Source organism: Natronorubrum sp. A-ect3, assembly GCF_041821125.1.
In the GTDB taxonomy this organism is placed as follows: domain Archaea; phylum Halobacteriota; class Halobacteria; order Halobacteriales; family Natrialbaceae; genus Natronorubrum; species Natronorubrum bangense.
This window is the reverse complement of sequence record NZ_JBGUBB010000002.1, coordinates 339218-354601: the sequence shown is the minus strand read 5'-3', so window position 1 is coordinate 354601 and position 15384 is coordinate 339218. Positions and strand designations below refer to the sequence as shown.

Genomic DNA, 15384 nt, shown 5'->3' with positions numbered 1-15384 from the left:
TCAGCGAAGGCTTCCGGCGAGCACCTTTCCAGCGACGAGCACCGGGTCCCAGGTCGTGTTGAACGGCGGAGCGTAGGCGAGATCGTAGTTCTCGAGTTCGAAGACGGTTGTTTCCTCCGTGAGCGCGCCGACGATGGCGTGGCTTCGGTGGACAGCCCCTTCGCCGTACTCGCTGACGAGACTCCCACCGAGCACGCGTCCGGAGTCACGATCAGCGGTCAGCGTGATCGTGACATCGCCACCCTCGGGATAGTAGCCCGCGCGTGATTTCGCCGTTACCGTCTCGGTGACGGGGTCGAATCCGGCTGCTCGTGCCTCGTCGTGGTCGAGAACGCCAGTCCGGGCTGCCTCGACGTCGAACGCCTTGATCGCTGCCGTGCCAGCGACGCCGCCACCTTCGGTCGGCTGGCCGCTGACAGTCTGGCCGACTGCGCGACCGTGGCGGTTGGCCGTCAGCGCCAGCGGCACGTGCACCGACTCACCCGTCACGGCGTGTGTGGCTTCAGCACAGTCGCCCGCCGCGTAGACGTCCGGCACGTTCGTCTCGCGATAGGCATCAGTCGCGATCGCGCCCGTCTCACCGATGTCGATGCCGGCGGCTTCAGCGAGAGCCGTCCGTGGTCGAACCCCCGTGCCGAGCAACACCATTTCGACGGCGATCCGGTCGTCATCCGTGACGACCGCTTCGACTGCCTCCCCACCGGCGAGTTCCTCGACCGACGCGTTGAGATGGACGGCGACGTCTTCCTCACGAAGCTGGTCGGCGACGACCTCGCTCGTCTCCTCGCTAAAGCCTTTCAACAGGCGGTCGCCGCGCTGGAAGAGGTTCACCTCGAAGCCATTCGCTGCCAGCGCTTCGGCCATCTCGAGTCCGATGTAGCCACCGCCGACGACGCCGACGGGGCCGGTACAGTCCTCGAGATACCGACAGGCCGGGCCGCGATCTGGCTGCTGGAACGACTCCTGCTCACGCGCTCGAGCGACATACTCGCGCAGTTCCTTCCCGTCGCTCATCGAGCCGAGAGTGTAGACCCCCTCCCGGTCGGTGCCGTCGATCTCCGGCACGACCGCCTCGGCTCCGGTCGCGAGCAACAGGTGATCGTACGACTGGACGACCGTCCCCGACGCTGATTCGGCGGTGACCGTCCGCTCGTCGGGATCGATCGCGACCACTTCGTGACCCGTCCGCAGGTCGATGTCGCGTTCCTCTCGAAACTCCTCTGGTGTGACCGAGACCAGCGCCTCGAGCGACTGAATCTCGCCTTTGATATAGTAGGGCAGCCCGCAGGCCCCATACGAGACCCACTCGCCTTTCTCGAAGACGACGACCTCGAGGTCCGGATCGTCCCGTTTCGCCTTGCTCGCCGCAGACATGCCGGCAGCATCGCCACCGACGACGACGACGGTATCCGTCATACCACCTCCTGCGTTCGGCAGGGTTGTATACTGTTGGACAGCAGAAAACTGCCGGTCAGAACACGGTGGGACGTCGGTTGCGAACAGCCAGCTGATGTGCCAAAACGAACATATTTGATGGCAGCTACACACCGATACAGTTGATGACAGGGACGAACTCGATCCCACCTACGCCGCCGGGGATGCCAGTTCTCGGACACACAACCGCCTTCGCCAGCGATCCGTTCGGCTTCGTCAGGCAGTCCGTCGAATCCGTCGGTGACGTGTTTCGAATGCAACTGCTCGGCACGGACGTCTATTTTCTCGCCCATCCCGACCACGTCGAGACAGCGTTACTGGACCGCGAGACGTTCACCAAGCCCGATGACTTCACGGTCGCGTTCGGAGAGGCACTGCTCTCGGTCGACGGCGAGCAATGGCGGCGCCAGCGCCACGCGATGGAGGACTTCTTCAGTCCGACACGCATTCAGGAGTACGCTGAGACGATGACTGGCGTCACCAGCGCCCGGATCGACAGCTGGGAGGCCAGTGACACGATTCGGATCGACGACGAAATGCGCGCGATCGCCTTGCACAATCTGTTCGAGGTCGTCCTCGGACAGTCGCTGACCGACGGTGAGGCCGACGAGTTGGCCGCGGCCGCCCACGCGCTCAACCTCTGGTTCAAGCCGACGTCGTGGGTGCTTCCAGACTGGGTACCGACGCCCGCCCGCTACAAGTTCCAGCGCGGCGCTGGGGAACTGCGCGAGCACGCCCGCTCACTCCTGGCCGAGCACGGTGACGATCCAACGCACGACAGTCTTCTCGCCACATTGGCCGCGCTACGTGCCGATCCAGACTCCGCGTTCGACCGGAACGAGGTGCTCGATCAGGTCGTCGGGATGGTGTTCGCCGGCCACGAAACCACCGCCCTCGCCATGACGTATGCGCTCCACCAGATCGGATCCCATCCCGCCGTTGCTGAGCGATTCTATGCCGAACTCGACGACGTAATCGATGGCCAGCCGACCGTTTCCGACTTACAAAACCTCGAATACCTCGAGCAGATCATCAACGAGACGCTCCGTCTCTATCCGCCCGTGCATGCGATTCCTCGAGTTACAACCGACCGCGTCGAGATCGGTGGACACACGATTCCAGACGACGCGCAGGTGCTGCTCTCGGTGTGGAATATGCACCGCGATCCACGGTTCTACGAGACGCCGCTCACGTTCGACCCGAACCGCTGGGAGCAGGTCACGCCTCGAGCGCACGGCGCTGCGTTCGTCCCGTTCGGCGCAGGTCCGCGCATCTGTATCGGACGGCACTTCGCTCGGCTCGAGATGAAGGCTGTCCTCGCAGCGATCGGCAAGCAGTATCAGCTCGATGCCAGCGGCGACCTCGAGGTAGATCCACAGATGACGTCCCAGCCGGCTGGTCCGGTCTCGATCCAGATCGAGCCGCGAGCGTAGCTCGAGTCCCACACAGCGCTCGATACGACTGGTATCACTCCAGGACAGCGTTCCCGCTCACGGGTTTGTTCGTCGGAAGCAAGCCGGTGGATGGGATTGTGAACCACGGTCGCAGCAAAGCTGCTCCCTGATTCAAATCCGCCAGAACGTAGTTGCCGCTCACGGATTTGTTCGCGGAAAAATAAGCCGGTGGAGGGATTTGAACCCTCGACCTAATCCTTACGAAGGATTCGCTCTGCCAGTCTGAGCTACACCGGCACACCATCGCTGTTCGATGCGAGTGCATTCATTCGTAGGACCGATACCAGTCATAAGGATTGCGAATCGGCTCGGTTATGCGATTAGCTATCGTGGCCGTCGTCTCGCTCGAGTCGAACGTCCAGACAGACGTTGAGCTCGTGGGGCGCATACGAACGGACCGTGTGTCGGGTTTCGACGGTGACCTCGTACTCGGGTTCGGCAGCCGCACGGATCGCCCGTTCGCCGGGGCCGAAGGGGTCGTCCTCGTGTTGGATGTCGTAGTAATGGAGCACGCAGTCGTCGCCCGCGAGGACGACTGCGGTCTCGAGGAACTCGTCGGCGCTGTGGGGAAGGTTCATCACGAGGCGATCAGCCCAGCCCTCGTACTCGGCGGCGACCTCGCGGACGTCCGCACAGATCGCCGTCACCCGATCTTCGACGCCGTTTCGGCGGGCGTTCTCACGCAGATACTCGATCGCGTCTTCGTTGACGTCGACGCCGACACATTCTGCGCCGCGTTTCGCGAAGGGAATCACGAACGGCCCGACGCCGGCGAACATATCAACGGCGTGCTCGCCTGTCGCTCGCGGGCGCTGCCCGCTCGCATTTTCCGAGGCGCTACGCGCCTCGCCTACCTGCTCGGCGACCCGGTGTCGCTCGGTCGCGAGCCGCGGCGAGAAGTAGACGTCGGCGAGATCCAGCGCGAACTCACAGCCGTACTCGCGGTGGACGACCTCGGTGTCTTCGCCTGCGAGCAGGTCCCAGTCGCGAATCCGCGTCTCGCCTTTGACCTTCGATTGCTTGTTCAACACCGTGTCAACGGGGAGATCCGACTCGAGGACGGCGTCGGCGATCTCCCGTGCGCGCTCGTCGTCGTCCTCGTCGAGCAGGACGGTCTTGCCAAGTCGCTCGTAAGAGGGGTCGAACCCGAGCACGTCGGCGGGTGTCGTCTGCGTCTCGCGCTCGGGGACAGTCATCGAGACGACCGTGAGCGTATCCGGAACTGCGTCGGGGTCGGTGACCGGCACGTAGAGCTCCCCATCCTCAGCGGTCAGTTCGTACTCGTCGTCGATCAGGTTCGCGTCCGCCAGTTCGCGACGCGTCTGCTCTCCCTCCTCGAGCGACACGCGGACACACGGCACTTCCATACCCTGAAAAACCGGTCGCCTGCCGTAACGGTGACGCTTCACGGCGGCCGTGGGGATGGCCTCGAGGAACTGATCCGGTAAACGGTTTTTAGACTGGCGCTGCTAGCGATCCTATGCAGGAACTCACGACCGTGGAGACGGTCCACGAGGAGGGGTCGTGGCTGTTCACGGTGCGAAATCAGTACGGCGAACGGGAGGAGGGTATCCTCGTTCCCTGTGACGACAGCGTCGAGCAGCGCTCGACGAGCAGTCAGTCCGCGGCCGACGACGGCGTCGCAGCGTGGATCAACCGCTGTACGCACGAAGCACAGCGATTCGATACGGGCCGCGGCGTTGCGATGCGCAATGGCCAGCTTATCTGCCCTCGACATGGATCGATGTTCGACGCGTGTTCCGGCGATTGTGACAACGGCGACGCCGCCGGGACGACGCTCCCCTCGATCGACATTACCGTCAGCGGCGATGGTACGGTGTACCTCACCGACGACGAGCTGACGTTCGTTCATCAGGGCGGTGTCGACGAGGACGATGGTCCCGACTCGACGTCTCATATTTCGTTCTGACCGCCGTCTGTACGGGCTTCTGTGTCCGATAATAGAGATGACCCGAGCGTGTGATCTGCTGTGCTCGGTCGGGTGATCACGAGCGAGTGACTGACCACTGGAGCTCGAATTTCGTTGCAGGAGCTCATCCGGAAGCCGTTCGTTGCCGGCGAATCCGGAGGACGATCTGACAGCGCACTTCGGTCGTTCCGAAGCGCAGTCGATGCTATTCGGGGCTTACACTTAAATTTGTTTATTCTAATATAAAAATTAGACCTGTCTAATAATGTCTAGCTGTGATCGAGCCGACCGACTACGGCCGGCCGGCGAACGAAAGACGGATCCACTACCTCCCGACCACGTGACTCGAGGGCCAGTGTCGCCGCGACGACGACCAGCGCCGTCAGTACGACCAACAGCGTATCGTGAACCGCCTCGGGGTCACGTGGTTCGAGAATCGCCGAGTCTCGTTATCAAGCGAAACCGACGGTTTCGCGGACATCGCGAAGCGAAGCTTCGCTCAGTCACGGAAATATCCGATTTCCGTACGACCCCGAGGCAGTCGCCTTGTTCATCTGTGGATACGCCTGTGATGGGTGACACGTGTTGGATCACGGTCCCTGAAAGCCGATCAGCCGCAGCCCGATCAGGCAGACGAGCACGGTCGAGCCCTCGTGGCCAATCACCGCAATCGGGAGCGGAATCCCGGCTGTGAGAATCGCCCCGATCATGATCGCAATCGCACCGAACGCGATGGCGAGGTTCAAAAAGAGCGTTTTGCGAGTCTCACGGCTGAGTGCGAGTGCGTACGGAAGGCGACTGAGTTCGTCGGACATGAGCACGACCTCGGCGGTCTCGAGGGCGACGTCGGTGCCGGCTCCACCCATTCCGACGCTGATGTCGGCCGTCGCGAGTGCCGGCGCGTCGTTGACGCCGTCGCCGACCATCGCCACCGCTTCGTGGCGCTGTTGAAGCCGTTCGATCCGGTCGACTTTCTGTTCGGGCAGCAACTCCGCGTACACCTCGTCGATCCCAAGTTCCGCTGCGATCGACTGGGCCACGCGCTCGTTGTCGCCGGTCAGCATGACGATCCGTTCAACGCCGAGTTCGCGCAGGCGTTCGATCGTCTCGGCTGCGGTCTCCCGGATCGTGTCAGTGAACGCGAGCCAGCCCAGGACCTCGAGGGCGTCCCCGTTCTCGCGAGCGACAAGCACGCTCGTCTTCCCGTCGTTTTCGAGCGATCGCACGGCCTCGAGGCCAGTCTCGAGTCCCACGATCGGCTCCCCCTCGGTCACCGTCTCGAAGTAGCGGGCGTTACCGATGTGGATCGTCCGATCGTCGACCGTCGCGTGGACCCCTTTGCCGACGACGGCCTCGAAGCCGCTCGCGTCTGGGATCTCGAGGCCGCGTTCTTCGGCTGCCTCGACGGTCGCCTCGGCTAAGTGATGTTCCGATCGGGACTGGACCGCCGCGGCAAGTGCGAGCAGGCGATCATTGTCGCTCTCGAGGCTCGCCCCCTCCCGAACGGTCACGTCGGTCAGCCGGGTGTTGCCCTCGGTGAGCGTCCCGGTCTTGTCGAAGGCGATGGCGTCGACGGTCGCTGTCCGCTCGACGTGTTCGCCGCCCTTGAAAAGAACGCCCTGGCGCGCACCGGCAGTGATGGCCGAGAGCACCGCCGCTGGCGTCGAGAGGATCACGGCACACGGCGAGGCGGCAACCATGAGCGTCATCGCACGGTAGAACGTGGGATCGAACTCGTGGCCGAGCCCCAGCGGAATCGCGATCGCCACCGCCGTCATCGCGAAGACGCCGAGCACGTATGGCTGTTCTAACCGGTCGATAAGCCGCTGGGTCGGTGCCTTCTCGCTTCGGGCCTCCTCGACCATGTGGATGAGCTTCGAGATGGCTGATTCTTCGGCCTCGCGGGTCACCCGGACCTCGAGGCTTCCGGTCTCGTTGATCGTGCCGCCAAACACCTCGTCGCCGGGTGCTTTCGGGACGGGGACGGATTCGCCAGTCAGCGAGGACTGATCGACTGTTGTCTCGCCGGATTCGACGACGCCGTCGAGTGGAAGTCGGTCGCCAGGGCGGACGACGAACACCTCACCGATCTCGACGTCATCAATGGGGACCGTCACTTCCTCCCCGTCACGGAGGAGCTGTGCGGACTCCGGGCGCATCTGCATGAGCGACCGGATCGCGTCCCTCGAGCGGCCGATGGCGTAGTGTTGTAACACGTTCGACAGCGAGAACAGAAAGAGGAGCATGGCTCCCTCGAAGGGGGCGCCGATGGTGAGCGCCCCGAGTGCTGCGATGATCATCAGCAGGTCGATCTCGACGGCAGGCTCCTGGATCGCCTCGATGCTCTCTTTGAGGCCGTACCAGCCGCCGAAGATGTACGCCCCAGCGTAACACGTCCAGACGAGCCACGACGGCCCGCCGAACCAGCTGGCGAGAAGCCCGCCGATCATCCCGACGAAGGTGAGGACAACGAACACCCCCTCCCGGCGGAGCGTCGACCGGTCCGGAGCCGCCTCCTCGTCTTCGACAGCCTCCCTGCGAGGCCCCGATCGATCCATCGCCGTCCCAACCTCGTCGTCGACCTGCTCGGGACTCGAGGGCTGTTGCATGTCCATACGTGTGTTCTCGCCCGGAATAAGTATTGTCAATCAGATCAAATGTTTTAGGATAGCCTAAATAATTCTTTGGTGTGCCGGAACAGTGGCGACAGAATCCGAATCACCAGAGTGGATCGCCGATCACAGACCAGATATAGACGGCGATCGCGACGATGATGATCATCGCGCCGGTCGCGACGTTCCAGTAGTACGAGAGGAAGATCCCACCGAAGACCGCGACCTGTCCGAGTAGTACAGAGAGGATGAGCCCACGGTTGAAGCTCGTGGTGAGCTGCATCGACGCTGCGACGGGGATGACGAGCATCCCAGCGACGAGGATCGCCCCGAGGATCTGCATCGCCGCGACGACGACCAGCGCCGTCAGCACGATCAACAACGTATCGTAGAACCAGACATTGATCCGTGCGAGCCGTGCAGCCTCGCGGTCGAAGGTGATCAGCAGGAGCTGTTTGTGCGTGAGCGCGACGGTCCCGAGGACGAGCATCGTGAGTGCGACCATGAGCTGGACGTTCTCGAAGGGAACGAACAGGATGTCCCCGAACAGGTAGCTCTCGACGGTCGCGCTGAAGACGACGCCGTAGGAGATCACGGCGATACCGACCGCGAACCCACCGGTGAGCATGATCGCAATCGGGATGTCGGCGTAGCCGTCGGTCTTGACGGCGATGTACTGCATCCCGAGTGCGGAGATTGCTGCAGCCACGAGGGCAAACAGGAGCGGGTAGTTCAGACTCGGCACGGCCGCGCCGATGAACAGTCCGATCGCGACACCGCCGAAGGCCGTGTGTGCAAGCGCCTCGCCGATCAGTGCCATCTGCCGGTTGACGAGGTAGGTTCCGACGATCGGTGCGGTGATCCCGATGAGGACGCCGGCAGTGAACCCCCGCTGGAGGAAGCCACTACAGACCAGCCACGTGTCGGTCGCCGAACACGCCGTCCCCCAGAACCGATCGAAGAGGTGTGGGAACACCCAGATGATGAAGCCGGCGAGTGCGAGCAAGACGAGCGGGATACCAAGGGCAAGCGCGGAGAGCTGTCGTCTCGAGGTGTTCGTTCCAACGGCCATCTCAATCCCCGCTGGCACTCGCCGTCGTTCCGACCGCTCGAGTCGAGCTGAATGCCCGGTCCAGCGCGTCGCTCTCGAGGAACTGTTCGGTTGGACTGTGTTCGTACAGTTCCCCGTCGAGACAGGCGATCGTGTCGGCGTGTTCGGTAACGACGCCGATGTCGTGTTCGATGAGGACGATCGTGATGCCGTCGTCGTTGAGGTCCTCGAGCAGGTCGTAGAACTGCTCGACCGACCCCGCGTCGACGCCGACGGTGGGCTCGTCGAGTGCCAGCAGGTCCGCCTCGGAGGCGAGCGCCCGGGCGATGTAGGCCCGCTGTCGCTGGCCACCCGACAAGCGGTTGATCCGTCGGTCGGCGAGGTCAGTGATCTCGACTTCCTCGAGTGCGTCGTCGATGATCTCACGGTCCTCGTCGCTCAGTCGCCGGAGTCCGGCGTGTGGATATCGTCCCATCGTCACGACTTCCCGGACAGTGACGGGCATCATCGTCTCGGCCTCGGTCGATTGCTGTGAGACGTATCCAAGCCGAGTCCCCTCCGAGAACGCCGTCGACGGCGTCCCGAACAGTTCGACGCGGCCGGTGTCGGGCGTCTGCAGGCCGAGCATGATCTTCAGCAGCGTCGTCTTGCCCGAGCCGTTCGGCCCGATCAATCCAAGGAACTCCCCTTCCTCGACCGACAGTGAGACGTCTCTCAACACCGGCTGCTCGTCGTAGGCGAAGTGGACGTTTTCGACAGTTATTGCGCGAGTCATAGTACGTTGATTAGTTACAATAGTTTATTTGCTCCACCTACCCAAACCTTTTGATTGGGCTAATTCTACTCCGCCCAGAGCGCCGTCTCGAGTGTCGGCAGGTTCAGCTCTCGGAAGTGGTCGATGTACCCCCAGTCGGGTTCCATCTCGACGGTGGGGTCGATCGCCGGACTGCCGTCCATCTGGGTTTCGACCGGCGAGAGCGGCAGGATCTCCGCGTCGACCTCGTTGGCGAGCGACTCCGCGAGCGGGGCGGGTTCGCCGACGTCGTAGAGGACGTGCTCGATACCGATATCGTCGATCAGTTTTTCGACTCTCTCGACGTCGGCCGCCGAAGCGGCGTCGTCGGGCGAGGTCCCCACCGGCGAGTGAATATTGATATCGTACCGACTGTACCACCACTGGAAGGAGTCGTGAGTGGCGACGACGATGTCCTCAAGTTCCGCCCGGTCGACGATGTCGTGGATGTCCTCGTTGAGTGCCTCGAGTTCGTCGTTGAACGCCGCGGCGTTCGCCTCGTAGTCGTCGGCGTTGTCGGGGTCGATCTTGGCGAGGCCGTCGGCGATATTCTCGACGCCTTCCTGGCACTCGACTGGGTCCATCCACCAGTGTTCGTCGTTATCCTCCGCGGGACTGTCGAAGAACTCGATCCCTTCCGAGGCCTCGATCACGACGACGTCGTCGCGTTCTGAGAGCTGATCTGCGGCGTTGTCCTGCCAGGTCGCGAAGTCACGGAGATAGACGAAGCCGTCGGCCTCGTCGAGTTCCTCGACCGTCCCGGGTTCGGGCGTCCAGTCGTGGCCGTGCTCACCGATCGGGACGAGGTCGATCGCCTCCATGTGGTCGCCTGCAGTCTGTCGAACGAAGTCCCAGACGGCGGGCATCGACGCGAAGACGGTAAACTCCGCATCACTGTCGCCTCCGTCGTCCTGCGGGTCATCCCCGAAACAGCCGGCCAACCCGGCGGTGAGTGCACCGGCACTGAGGGCGGTGAATCTTCGGCGCGAGACGACTCGTGAACCGTTTTCCTTGGATTGGTTCGTCATTACATCTCGGTTTAGTGTACCGCTATTTATATTTTGCGAGACTAAACTATAGATTAGATATGGCTAAATCAGTTGCTGGCTACTGATCCGGGACTCGAGCGCCGATACGTCGTGCAACGTGTGTCGGTAACGAGACGGGAGCAGCCACGGAATCGGGAACGACCGTGATGAGATCGACGGGTAACACATCGTCGATTGTCAGCGTCGTTCCGGGGTCGATACCGTTTTCGAACAGGTGTTCTCGGACGGCAACATCACGGTCGGGGACTTGAGCAACGACAACGGTCTCACCGACTTCGTATTCGGTCAGTGGGGTGTGTGTCGACTTCTCGCTGACAGTCAGCGCAGTGTCCGGAATCGGATCACCGTGGGAGTCTATCGTGGGATCGTCGAGAAACGTCGCTAGGCGCTGGGCGAACTCGTCGCTGATGTGGTGTTCGAGTCGGTCGACTTCCTCGTGAACGTCGGTCAACCGATACTCGAGCTGTTCCGTCAGAAACGTTTCTAGCAGTCGATGTTTTCGCACGAGCGTCGTGACGATCTCCTCGCCGTCATCGGTCAGTTCGACGCCCTTGTACGGTGTGTACTCGAGGAGTCCTCGTTCATCGAGTGTGTCGATCATACTCGAGACGGAGGCGGACGTAACCCCAACCTCGTCGGCGATTTCGACAGTTCGGATCGGGCGGGCATGCTCAGTCTCGAGGGTAGAGATCGCTTTCAGATACTCCTCTGCGATCGGACTGAGGTCCATCAGATAACAACTATGCCACCAATTGTTAATAAATTTGTGGTGTGGAATAACATAGTTAGTAGAGTCTAATTAGGACACGAACACGACGACACTGTCCGGGGACAGGCCGTACTCGACGACCCCGACGTCGACAGGAGGCGACACGATCTGAAACGGATACTGTCGAGAGCCGAAGGCGTTATCCAAGCCTGGTTGGACTAATACAAAATGTTTTTACTAATTGCATTTTTCGGGGTAGATAATGACGGATGACTCACAGGCAGGCGTGCCTCGAGACACAACGAACGCAGTCGAGAGGGATGGACACCGGCGGCCGCGACGCCGATCCGTCCTGGCCGGACTCGGGACAACGGCTCTCGCGGGACTTGCGGGATGTGCGAGTCTGCTGCCTGCCAGCGAGACGGAAGGTGATCGAACCGTGACGGACACGGCCGGCCGGACCGTCGATGTCCCGGACGACCCCGAGCGCATTCTCGGTATCGGGGCCGGAACGCTCAGACAGCTCGCGTTCATGGACGCGACTGATCGCGTGGTCGGTATCGGAAGCGTCCGTGAGTCCTCGCTGAACGAACTCCCCTACCTCGTGGCCAATCCCGAACTGGGCGAGCTTCCAACCTTCGGCGACCGCGGTGCAGACCGCGACGGCGACGCCGAACAGATCCTCGAGGTCGAACCCGACGTAATCTTTCTCAACGGGGATTCCTCGCGTGCCGACGAACTGGCGGACCAGACGAACACGCCGGTCGTGCTCGTCGACACCGAGAACATCCTGACTGAGGACGGTCGTGAGGTCCTTTATGAAACCTGGAAGACGATCGGCGAGACACTCAGGAAAGAAGACCGCGCCGATGAGCTCGAAACGTTCCTTGAGGACACCATCGCCGACTTCGACGAACGTACCGGAGACATCCCCGTCGACGAGCGCGCGGAAGGCTACGCCGCGGCGTTTCGCTTCCGGGGCGCACATGGGCTGTCGACGACCCGTGGCGACACGACGATGTTTCACTACCCTAACGTCGAGAACGCCATCGAAGACGTCGAGAGCCACCAGAACTCCGTCGATCTCAGCCACGAGCGGCTCCTCGAGGCCGATCCCGAACGAATCTTCATCGACGTTGCAAGCGTCGACCGGGTTCGCGAAGAAGTCGACGAAAATCCGGAGTTCGAGGCACTCACGGCCGTCAAAGAAGGCGAGGTGTACCCCGTCTTGCAGGTCTACCGTGACATGCGTAACTTCGGGCCGATGATCGCCAACGCCTACTTCGTCGGGAAGACCTCCTACCCCGATCGCTTTGCGGACGTCGACCTCGAGAGGCAGGTCGACGACGTCTTCGAGGCACTGTTCGGCGAGCGAATGTACAGCGATCACCTGAACGCACAGTTCCCCGATGTCTACCGACCGCTCTTCTGAGCCGGCTGCACACTCGAGTTTTCAGGCCCACCGCGAGGCGACACGCCGAAAGGTCGCCTTTCTCGCCGGGACGACAGCGCTGCTCGCCGTCCTGTGGGTCGCCGGCGTCGCGGTCGGCTCCGTCACCTATCCGCTCGCAGACGTGGTGACTGCACTCGCCCAGCGCGGCCCCGAGACACAGCAACTGGCAGTCTGGCACGTTCGGATCCCGCGTGTGCTCGCGGCGACGATCGCCGGAGGTGGCCTCGCGGTCGCGGGTGCGGCGATGCAGTCGGTGCTTCGGAACCCACTCGGTGCGCCCTACACCCTTGGCATCTCGCATGCAGCAGCCTTCGGCGCGGCGATCACGATCGCCGTCGGCACGGCCGGCCTCGAGGGCGGGATCGTCATGCTCTCGATGCAGACGATCGGTGCGTTCGTCGGCGCGATGACAGCGACTGTGGCGATCCTCCTGTTGGTCACCTACCGGGAGGCGACCCCCGAAACGCTGATTCTCACGGGCGTCGCGATCGGCTCGCTGTTCAGCGCCGGGCTGGCGACGATCCAGTACTTCGCGACCGACGCGCAGGTCGCCGAGATCGTTTACTGGACCTTTGGCGACGTGAGCCGGGCGAGCTGGGACGAGATCGGACTCATGCTCGTGGTGTTCCTCTTCGGGCTGGGCTACTTCGTCCGCAACGGCTGGAACTACGACGTCCTCGACGCCGGAACCGAAACCGCACAGAGCCTCGGCGTCGACGTCTCGTCGCTGCGCATCCGTGGAATGGCCATCGCCTCGCTTCTGACGGCGGTGATGATCTCCTTCGTCGGCATCATCGGCTTCGTCGGCCTCGTCGCCCCCCATCTCGTCCGGATGACGATCGGCGGAACCGAACGATTCTTGCTCCCCGCATCCGCCGTCGTTGGGGCGGCACTGCTCGTCGCCGCCGATGTGTTCGCCCGGACGATCATCTCGCCCGTCGTCTTGCCAGTCGGGATCGTCACCTCGTTTCTCGGTGCGCCGCTGTTCTTGTATCTGACCGTCAAAGGGAGGGAGTACTGGTGATGACACTCGAGATCACCGATCTCTCGTTCAGCTACGGCGACGTGTCGGTTCTCGAGGGAGTCGATCTGACGGTCGAGGCGGGCGAGATCGTCGGCCTGCTCGGCCCCAACGGCTCGGGGAAGAGTACCTTGCTCAAATCCATTCACCGGATCCACGAGCCCGGCGGTGGGCGGATCGAGATTGACGGGCGAGACATCGAGGCGTTCGGTCCACAGGAACTCGCTCGAGTCGCCAGCTACGTGCCCCAACACGACGACGGCGCGTTCCCGGCGACGGTCTTCGAGACGGTCCTGCAGGGACGACGCCCGCACGGGGGATGGTCGCCGAGTGCAGCCGACCGCGAGGCGGTTGCCGAGGTCTTAGCACGACTCGACCTCGAGCAGTTCGCCACCCGCCGGCTGGGCGACCTCAGCGGCGGTCAACAGCAGAAGGTGCGTTTCGGGCGCGCGCTGGTCGGCGATCCGTCGGTGATGGTACTGGACGAGCCGACAAGCGCACTCGACCTCAAACATCAACTCGACGTGATGGAACTCGTCACCACGCACGTTCGACAGCGAGACGTGGCGGTCGTCGCGGCCTTACACGACCTCAATCTCGCCTCACGATACTGTGATCGTATCGCGTTGCTTCACGACGGCGAGATCCACGTCGTCGGCCCACCGACGGTACTGACCCCGGAGACGATCCGAACCGTCTACGGAGTCGACGTCTCGGTGTTTCACCACGAGGGACGGCGATGTATCGTTCCGGAGGGCGCTTCGGATCGGACGGCGGCCGGGGCGGAGCCCCAACTCGAAACGTTATAGCACGCGCTGGCGCTAGGCCTGCCATGCTCACATTCATCGGCCTCGGACTCTACGACGAGCGCTCGATCACCGTCGAGGGTCAGGAGGCGCTTCGCAACGCCGACCGCGCCTACGCCGAGTTCTACACCAGCAAACTGATCGGGACGACCGTCGACGACCTCGAGTCCCACCACGACGTCGACATCGAGGTTCGCGACCGCGCGGGCGTCGAACAACATCCCGACGACATCCTCGCAGCCGCCGAAGACGAAGACGTCGCCTTCCTCACCGCGGGCGATACGATGATCTCGACGACCCACGTCGACCTTCGCTTGCGCGCTCACGACCGGGGTATCGAGACGCGGGTGATCCACGGCGTGACGGCCCAGACGGCCACGAGCGCGCTGACCGGCCTCCAGAACTACCGTTTCGGGAAGGCGACGACGCTGCCGTTCCCCTATGCCCACGGCGCTGACGGGCTCCCGGCGAGCGTAACGAGAACAATCGACGATAACCGTGAAGACGGCCTGCACACCGTCGTCTATCTCGACATCAAAGTCGACAACGAAGCCGCGACGAACCGTCTCGAGGGCGACGAAGCGGTCGAGGAGTACATGACCGCCGACGTGGGCGCGACACTGCTCGCCGAGGAGTACCCCGACCTCGTCGGCGTCGTCGTCGCCCGCGCAGGCAGCCCGGACCCACTCGTTGAAGCCGACACGATGGCCGCCCTTGCCGAGCGCGAGTTCGGCGACCCGCTGCATCTGCTCGTCGTTCCTGGGGACTGTCACCTGCTCGAGGCAGATGCGCTGGTCGAACTCGCCGGTGTCGATCGCGACGACCTCGACATCGTGTGAACGAACTGTCGTAGCCACTGATCATCACTGCACATCCCATCGCACAATGGCTGTCCGATCAGTGTGAAGTACCGCGGGGGCAAGCCCCGCGGCTTCACCGTTTTGACCGCACGTCCCAGAACGGGCCGCGCCGTCGCAGGCGAATGTAATTCCCCTCGACCTTCCCGAAATGGGTCGGTTGGAATTAACACCCGAACGCTCGCTTCGTCCGTGAGGGTCGGCGGCTCCACCCC

At 62.8% G+C, this 15384-nt stretch carries 13 protein-coding genes and 1 tRNA gene; 6 read left to right on the top strand and 8 right to left on the bottom strand.

Features of this window, described 5'->3' with window-relative positions:
- The gene (locus ACERJA_RS08415; RefSeq protein ID WP_373607761.1) at positions 1-1416 is read right to left on the bottom strand and encodes an FAD-dependent oxidoreductase; all 1416 of its coding nucleotides are present in this window, start codon (positions 1414-1416) and stop codon (positions 1-3) included.
- A gap of 143 nt (positions 1417-1559) precedes the next feature.
- Between ACERJA_RS08415 and ACERJA_RS08410 the strand changes: the two genes are divergently transcribed.
- Entirely contained in the window at positions 1560-2867 is a 1308-nt protein-coding gene (locus ACERJA_RS08410) for a cytochrome P450 (RefSeq protein WP_373607760.1), read from the top strand.
- 184 nt (positions 2868-3051) lie between these two features.
- On the opposite strand, the gene ACERJA_RS08405 is transcribed toward ACERJA_RS08410, so the two are convergent.
- Together ACERJA_RS08405 and ACERJA_RS08400 are read right to left on the bottom strand one after the other, a co-directional pair.
- Positions 3052-3125, bottom strand: a tRNA-Thr gene (locus tag ACERJA_RS08405).
- A gap of 83 nt (positions 3126-3208) precedes the next feature.
- Positions 3209-4255 (bottom strand): class I SAM-dependent methyltransferase family protein, encoded by a 1047-nt coding sequence (locus ACERJA_RS08400; protein ID WP_373607759.1) that lies wholly within the window; start codon positions 4253-4255, stop codon positions 3209-3211.
- 113 nt (positions 4256-4368) lie between these two features.
- On the opposite strand from ACERJA_RS08400, the gene ACERJA_RS08395 reads away from it, so the two are divergent.
- Entirely contained in the window at positions 4369-4818 is a 450-nt protein-coding gene (locus tag ACERJA_RS08395; protein ID WP_373607758.1) for a Rieske (2Fe-2S) protein, read from the top strand.
- Positions 4819-5408: 590 nt separating this feature from the next.
- On the opposite strand, the gene ACERJA_RS08390 is transcribed toward ACERJA_RS08395, so the two are convergent.
- The 5 genes from ACERJA_RS08390 to ACERJA_RS08370 all read right to left on the bottom strand — a co-directional run bounded on the left by ACERJA_RS08390 (position 5409) and on the right by ACERJA_RS08370 (position 11053).
- On the bottom strand, positions 5409-7376 hold the full coding sequence (locus ACERJA_RS08390; protein ID WP_373608465.1) for a heavy metal translocating P-type ATPase: 1968 nt from the start codon (positions 7374-7376) through the stop codon (positions 5409-5411).
- 160 nt (positions 7377-7536) lie between these two features.
- Complete coding sequence (locus ACERJA_RS08385) at positions 7537-8502, bottom strand: metal ABC transporter permease (RefSeq protein ID WP_049889622.1); 966 nt, start codon at positions 8500-8502, stop codon at positions 7537-7539.
- A gap of 1 nt (position 8503) precedes the next feature.
- Positions 8504-9256: a metal ABC transporter ATP-binding protein gene (locus tag ACERJA_RS08380; RefSeq protein WP_373607757.1), complete on the bottom strand. Its 753-nt coding sequence runs from the start codon at positions 9254-9256 to the stop codon at positions 8504-8506.
- 65 nt (positions 9257-9321) lie between these two features.
- The gene (locus tag ACERJA_RS08375) at positions 9322-10302 is read right to left on the bottom strand and encodes a metal ABC transporter substrate-binding protein (protein WP_373607756.1); all 981 of its coding nucleotides are present in this window, start codon (positions 10300-10302) and stop codon (positions 9322-9324) included.
- Between the two features lie 79 nt (positions 10303-10381).
- The gene (locus ACERJA_RS08370; RefSeq protein WP_373607755.1) at positions 10382-11053 is read right to left on the bottom strand and encodes a metal-dependent transcriptional regulator; all 672 of its coding nucleotides are present in this window, start codon (positions 11051-11053) and stop codon (positions 10382-10384) included.
- A 241-nt stretch (positions 11054-11294) separates the two neighbouring features.
- On the opposite strand from ACERJA_RS08370, the gene ACERJA_RS08365 reads away from it, so the two are divergent.
- From ACERJA_RS08365 to dph5, 4 genes are read left to right on the top strand one after another with little or no spacing between them, the layout of a single operon-like run.
- Complete coding sequence (locus ACERJA_RS08365) at positions 11295-12464, top strand: ABC transporter substrate-binding protein (RefSeq protein WP_373607754.1); 1170 nt, start codon at positions 11295-11297, stop codon at positions 12462-12464.
- Entirely contained in the window at positions 12442-13509 is a 1068-nt protein-coding gene (locus ACERJA_RS08360; RefSeq protein ID WP_373607753.1) for a FecCD family ABC transporter permease, read from the top strand. The genes ACERJA_RS08365 and ACERJA_RS08360 overlap by 23 nt, the downstream gene beginning before the upstream one ends.
- Positions 13509-14315, top strand: coding sequence for an ABC transporter ATP-binding protein (locus ACERJA_RS08355; protein ID WP_373607752.1), 807 nt, complete (start codon positions 13509-13511; stop codon positions 14313-14315). The genes ACERJA_RS08360 and ACERJA_RS08355 overlap by 1 nt, the downstream gene beginning before the upstream one ends.
- A 23-nt stretch (positions 14316-14338) precedes the next feature.
- Positions 14339-15151, top strand: coding sequence for a diphthine synthase (gene dph5 / locus ACERJA_RS08350; protein WP_373607751.1), 813 nt, complete (start codon positions 14339-14341; stop codon positions 15149-15151).
- Positions 15152-15384: the final 233 nt, after the last annotated feature.

Excerpts from the sequence above, each read along its gene's own strand:
- ACERJA_RS08415 (WP_373607761.1), bottom strand. The coding sequence starts at position 1,416 with ATGACGGATACCGTCGTCGTCGTCGGTGGCGATGCTGCCGGCATGTCT.
- ACERJA_RS08395 (WP_373607758.1), top strand. The coding sequence starts at position 4,369 with ATGCAGGAACTCACGACCGTGGAGACGGTCCACGAGGAGGGGTCGTGG.
- ACERJA_RS08365 (WP_373607754.1), top strand. The coding sequence starts at position 11,295 with ATGACGGATGACTCACAGGCAGGCGTGCCTCGAGACACAACGAACGCA.
- ACERJA_RS08390 (WP_373608465.1), bottom strand. The coding sequence starts at position 7,376 with ATGGATCGATCGGGGCCTCGCAGGGAGGCTGTCGAAGACGAGGAGGCG.
- ACERJA_RS08410 (WP_373607760.1), top strand. The coding sequence starts at position 1,560 with ATGACAGGGACGAACTCGATCCCACCTACGCCGCCGGGGATGCCAGTT.
- ACERJA_RS08400 (WP_373607759.1), bottom strand. The coding sequence starts at position 4,255 with ATGGAAGTGCCGTGTGTCCGCGTGTCGCTCGAGGAGGGAGAGCAGACG.
- ACERJA_RS08385 (WP_049889622.1), bottom strand. The coding sequence starts at position 8,502 with ATGGCCGTTGGAACGAACACCTCGAGACGACAGCTCTCCGCGCTTGCC.
- ACERJA_RS08360 (WP_373607753.1), top strand. The coding sequence starts at position 12,442 with ATGTCTACCGACCGCTCTTCTGAGCCGGCTGCACACTCGAGTTTTCAG.
- ACERJA_RS08375 (WP_373607756.1), bottom strand. The coding sequence starts at position 10,302 with ATGACGAACCAATCCAAGGAAAACGGTTCACGAGTCGTCTCGCGCCGA.
- dph5 (WP_373607751.1), top strand. The coding sequence starts at position 14,339 with ATGCTCACATTCATCGGCCTCGGACTCTACGACGAGCGCTCGATCACC.
- ACERJA_RS08355 (WP_373607752.1), top strand. The coding sequence starts at position 13,509 with ATGACACTCGAGATCACCGATCTCTCGTTCAGCTACGGCGACGTGTCG.
- ACERJA_RS08380 (WP_373607757.1), bottom strand. The coding sequence starts at position 9,256 with ATGACTCGCGCAATAACTGTCGAAAACGTCCACTTCGCCTACGACGAG.
- ACERJA_RS08370 (WP_373607755.1), bottom strand. The coding sequence starts at position 11,053 with ATGGACCTCAGTCCGATCGCAGAGGAGTATCTGAAAGCGATCTCTACC.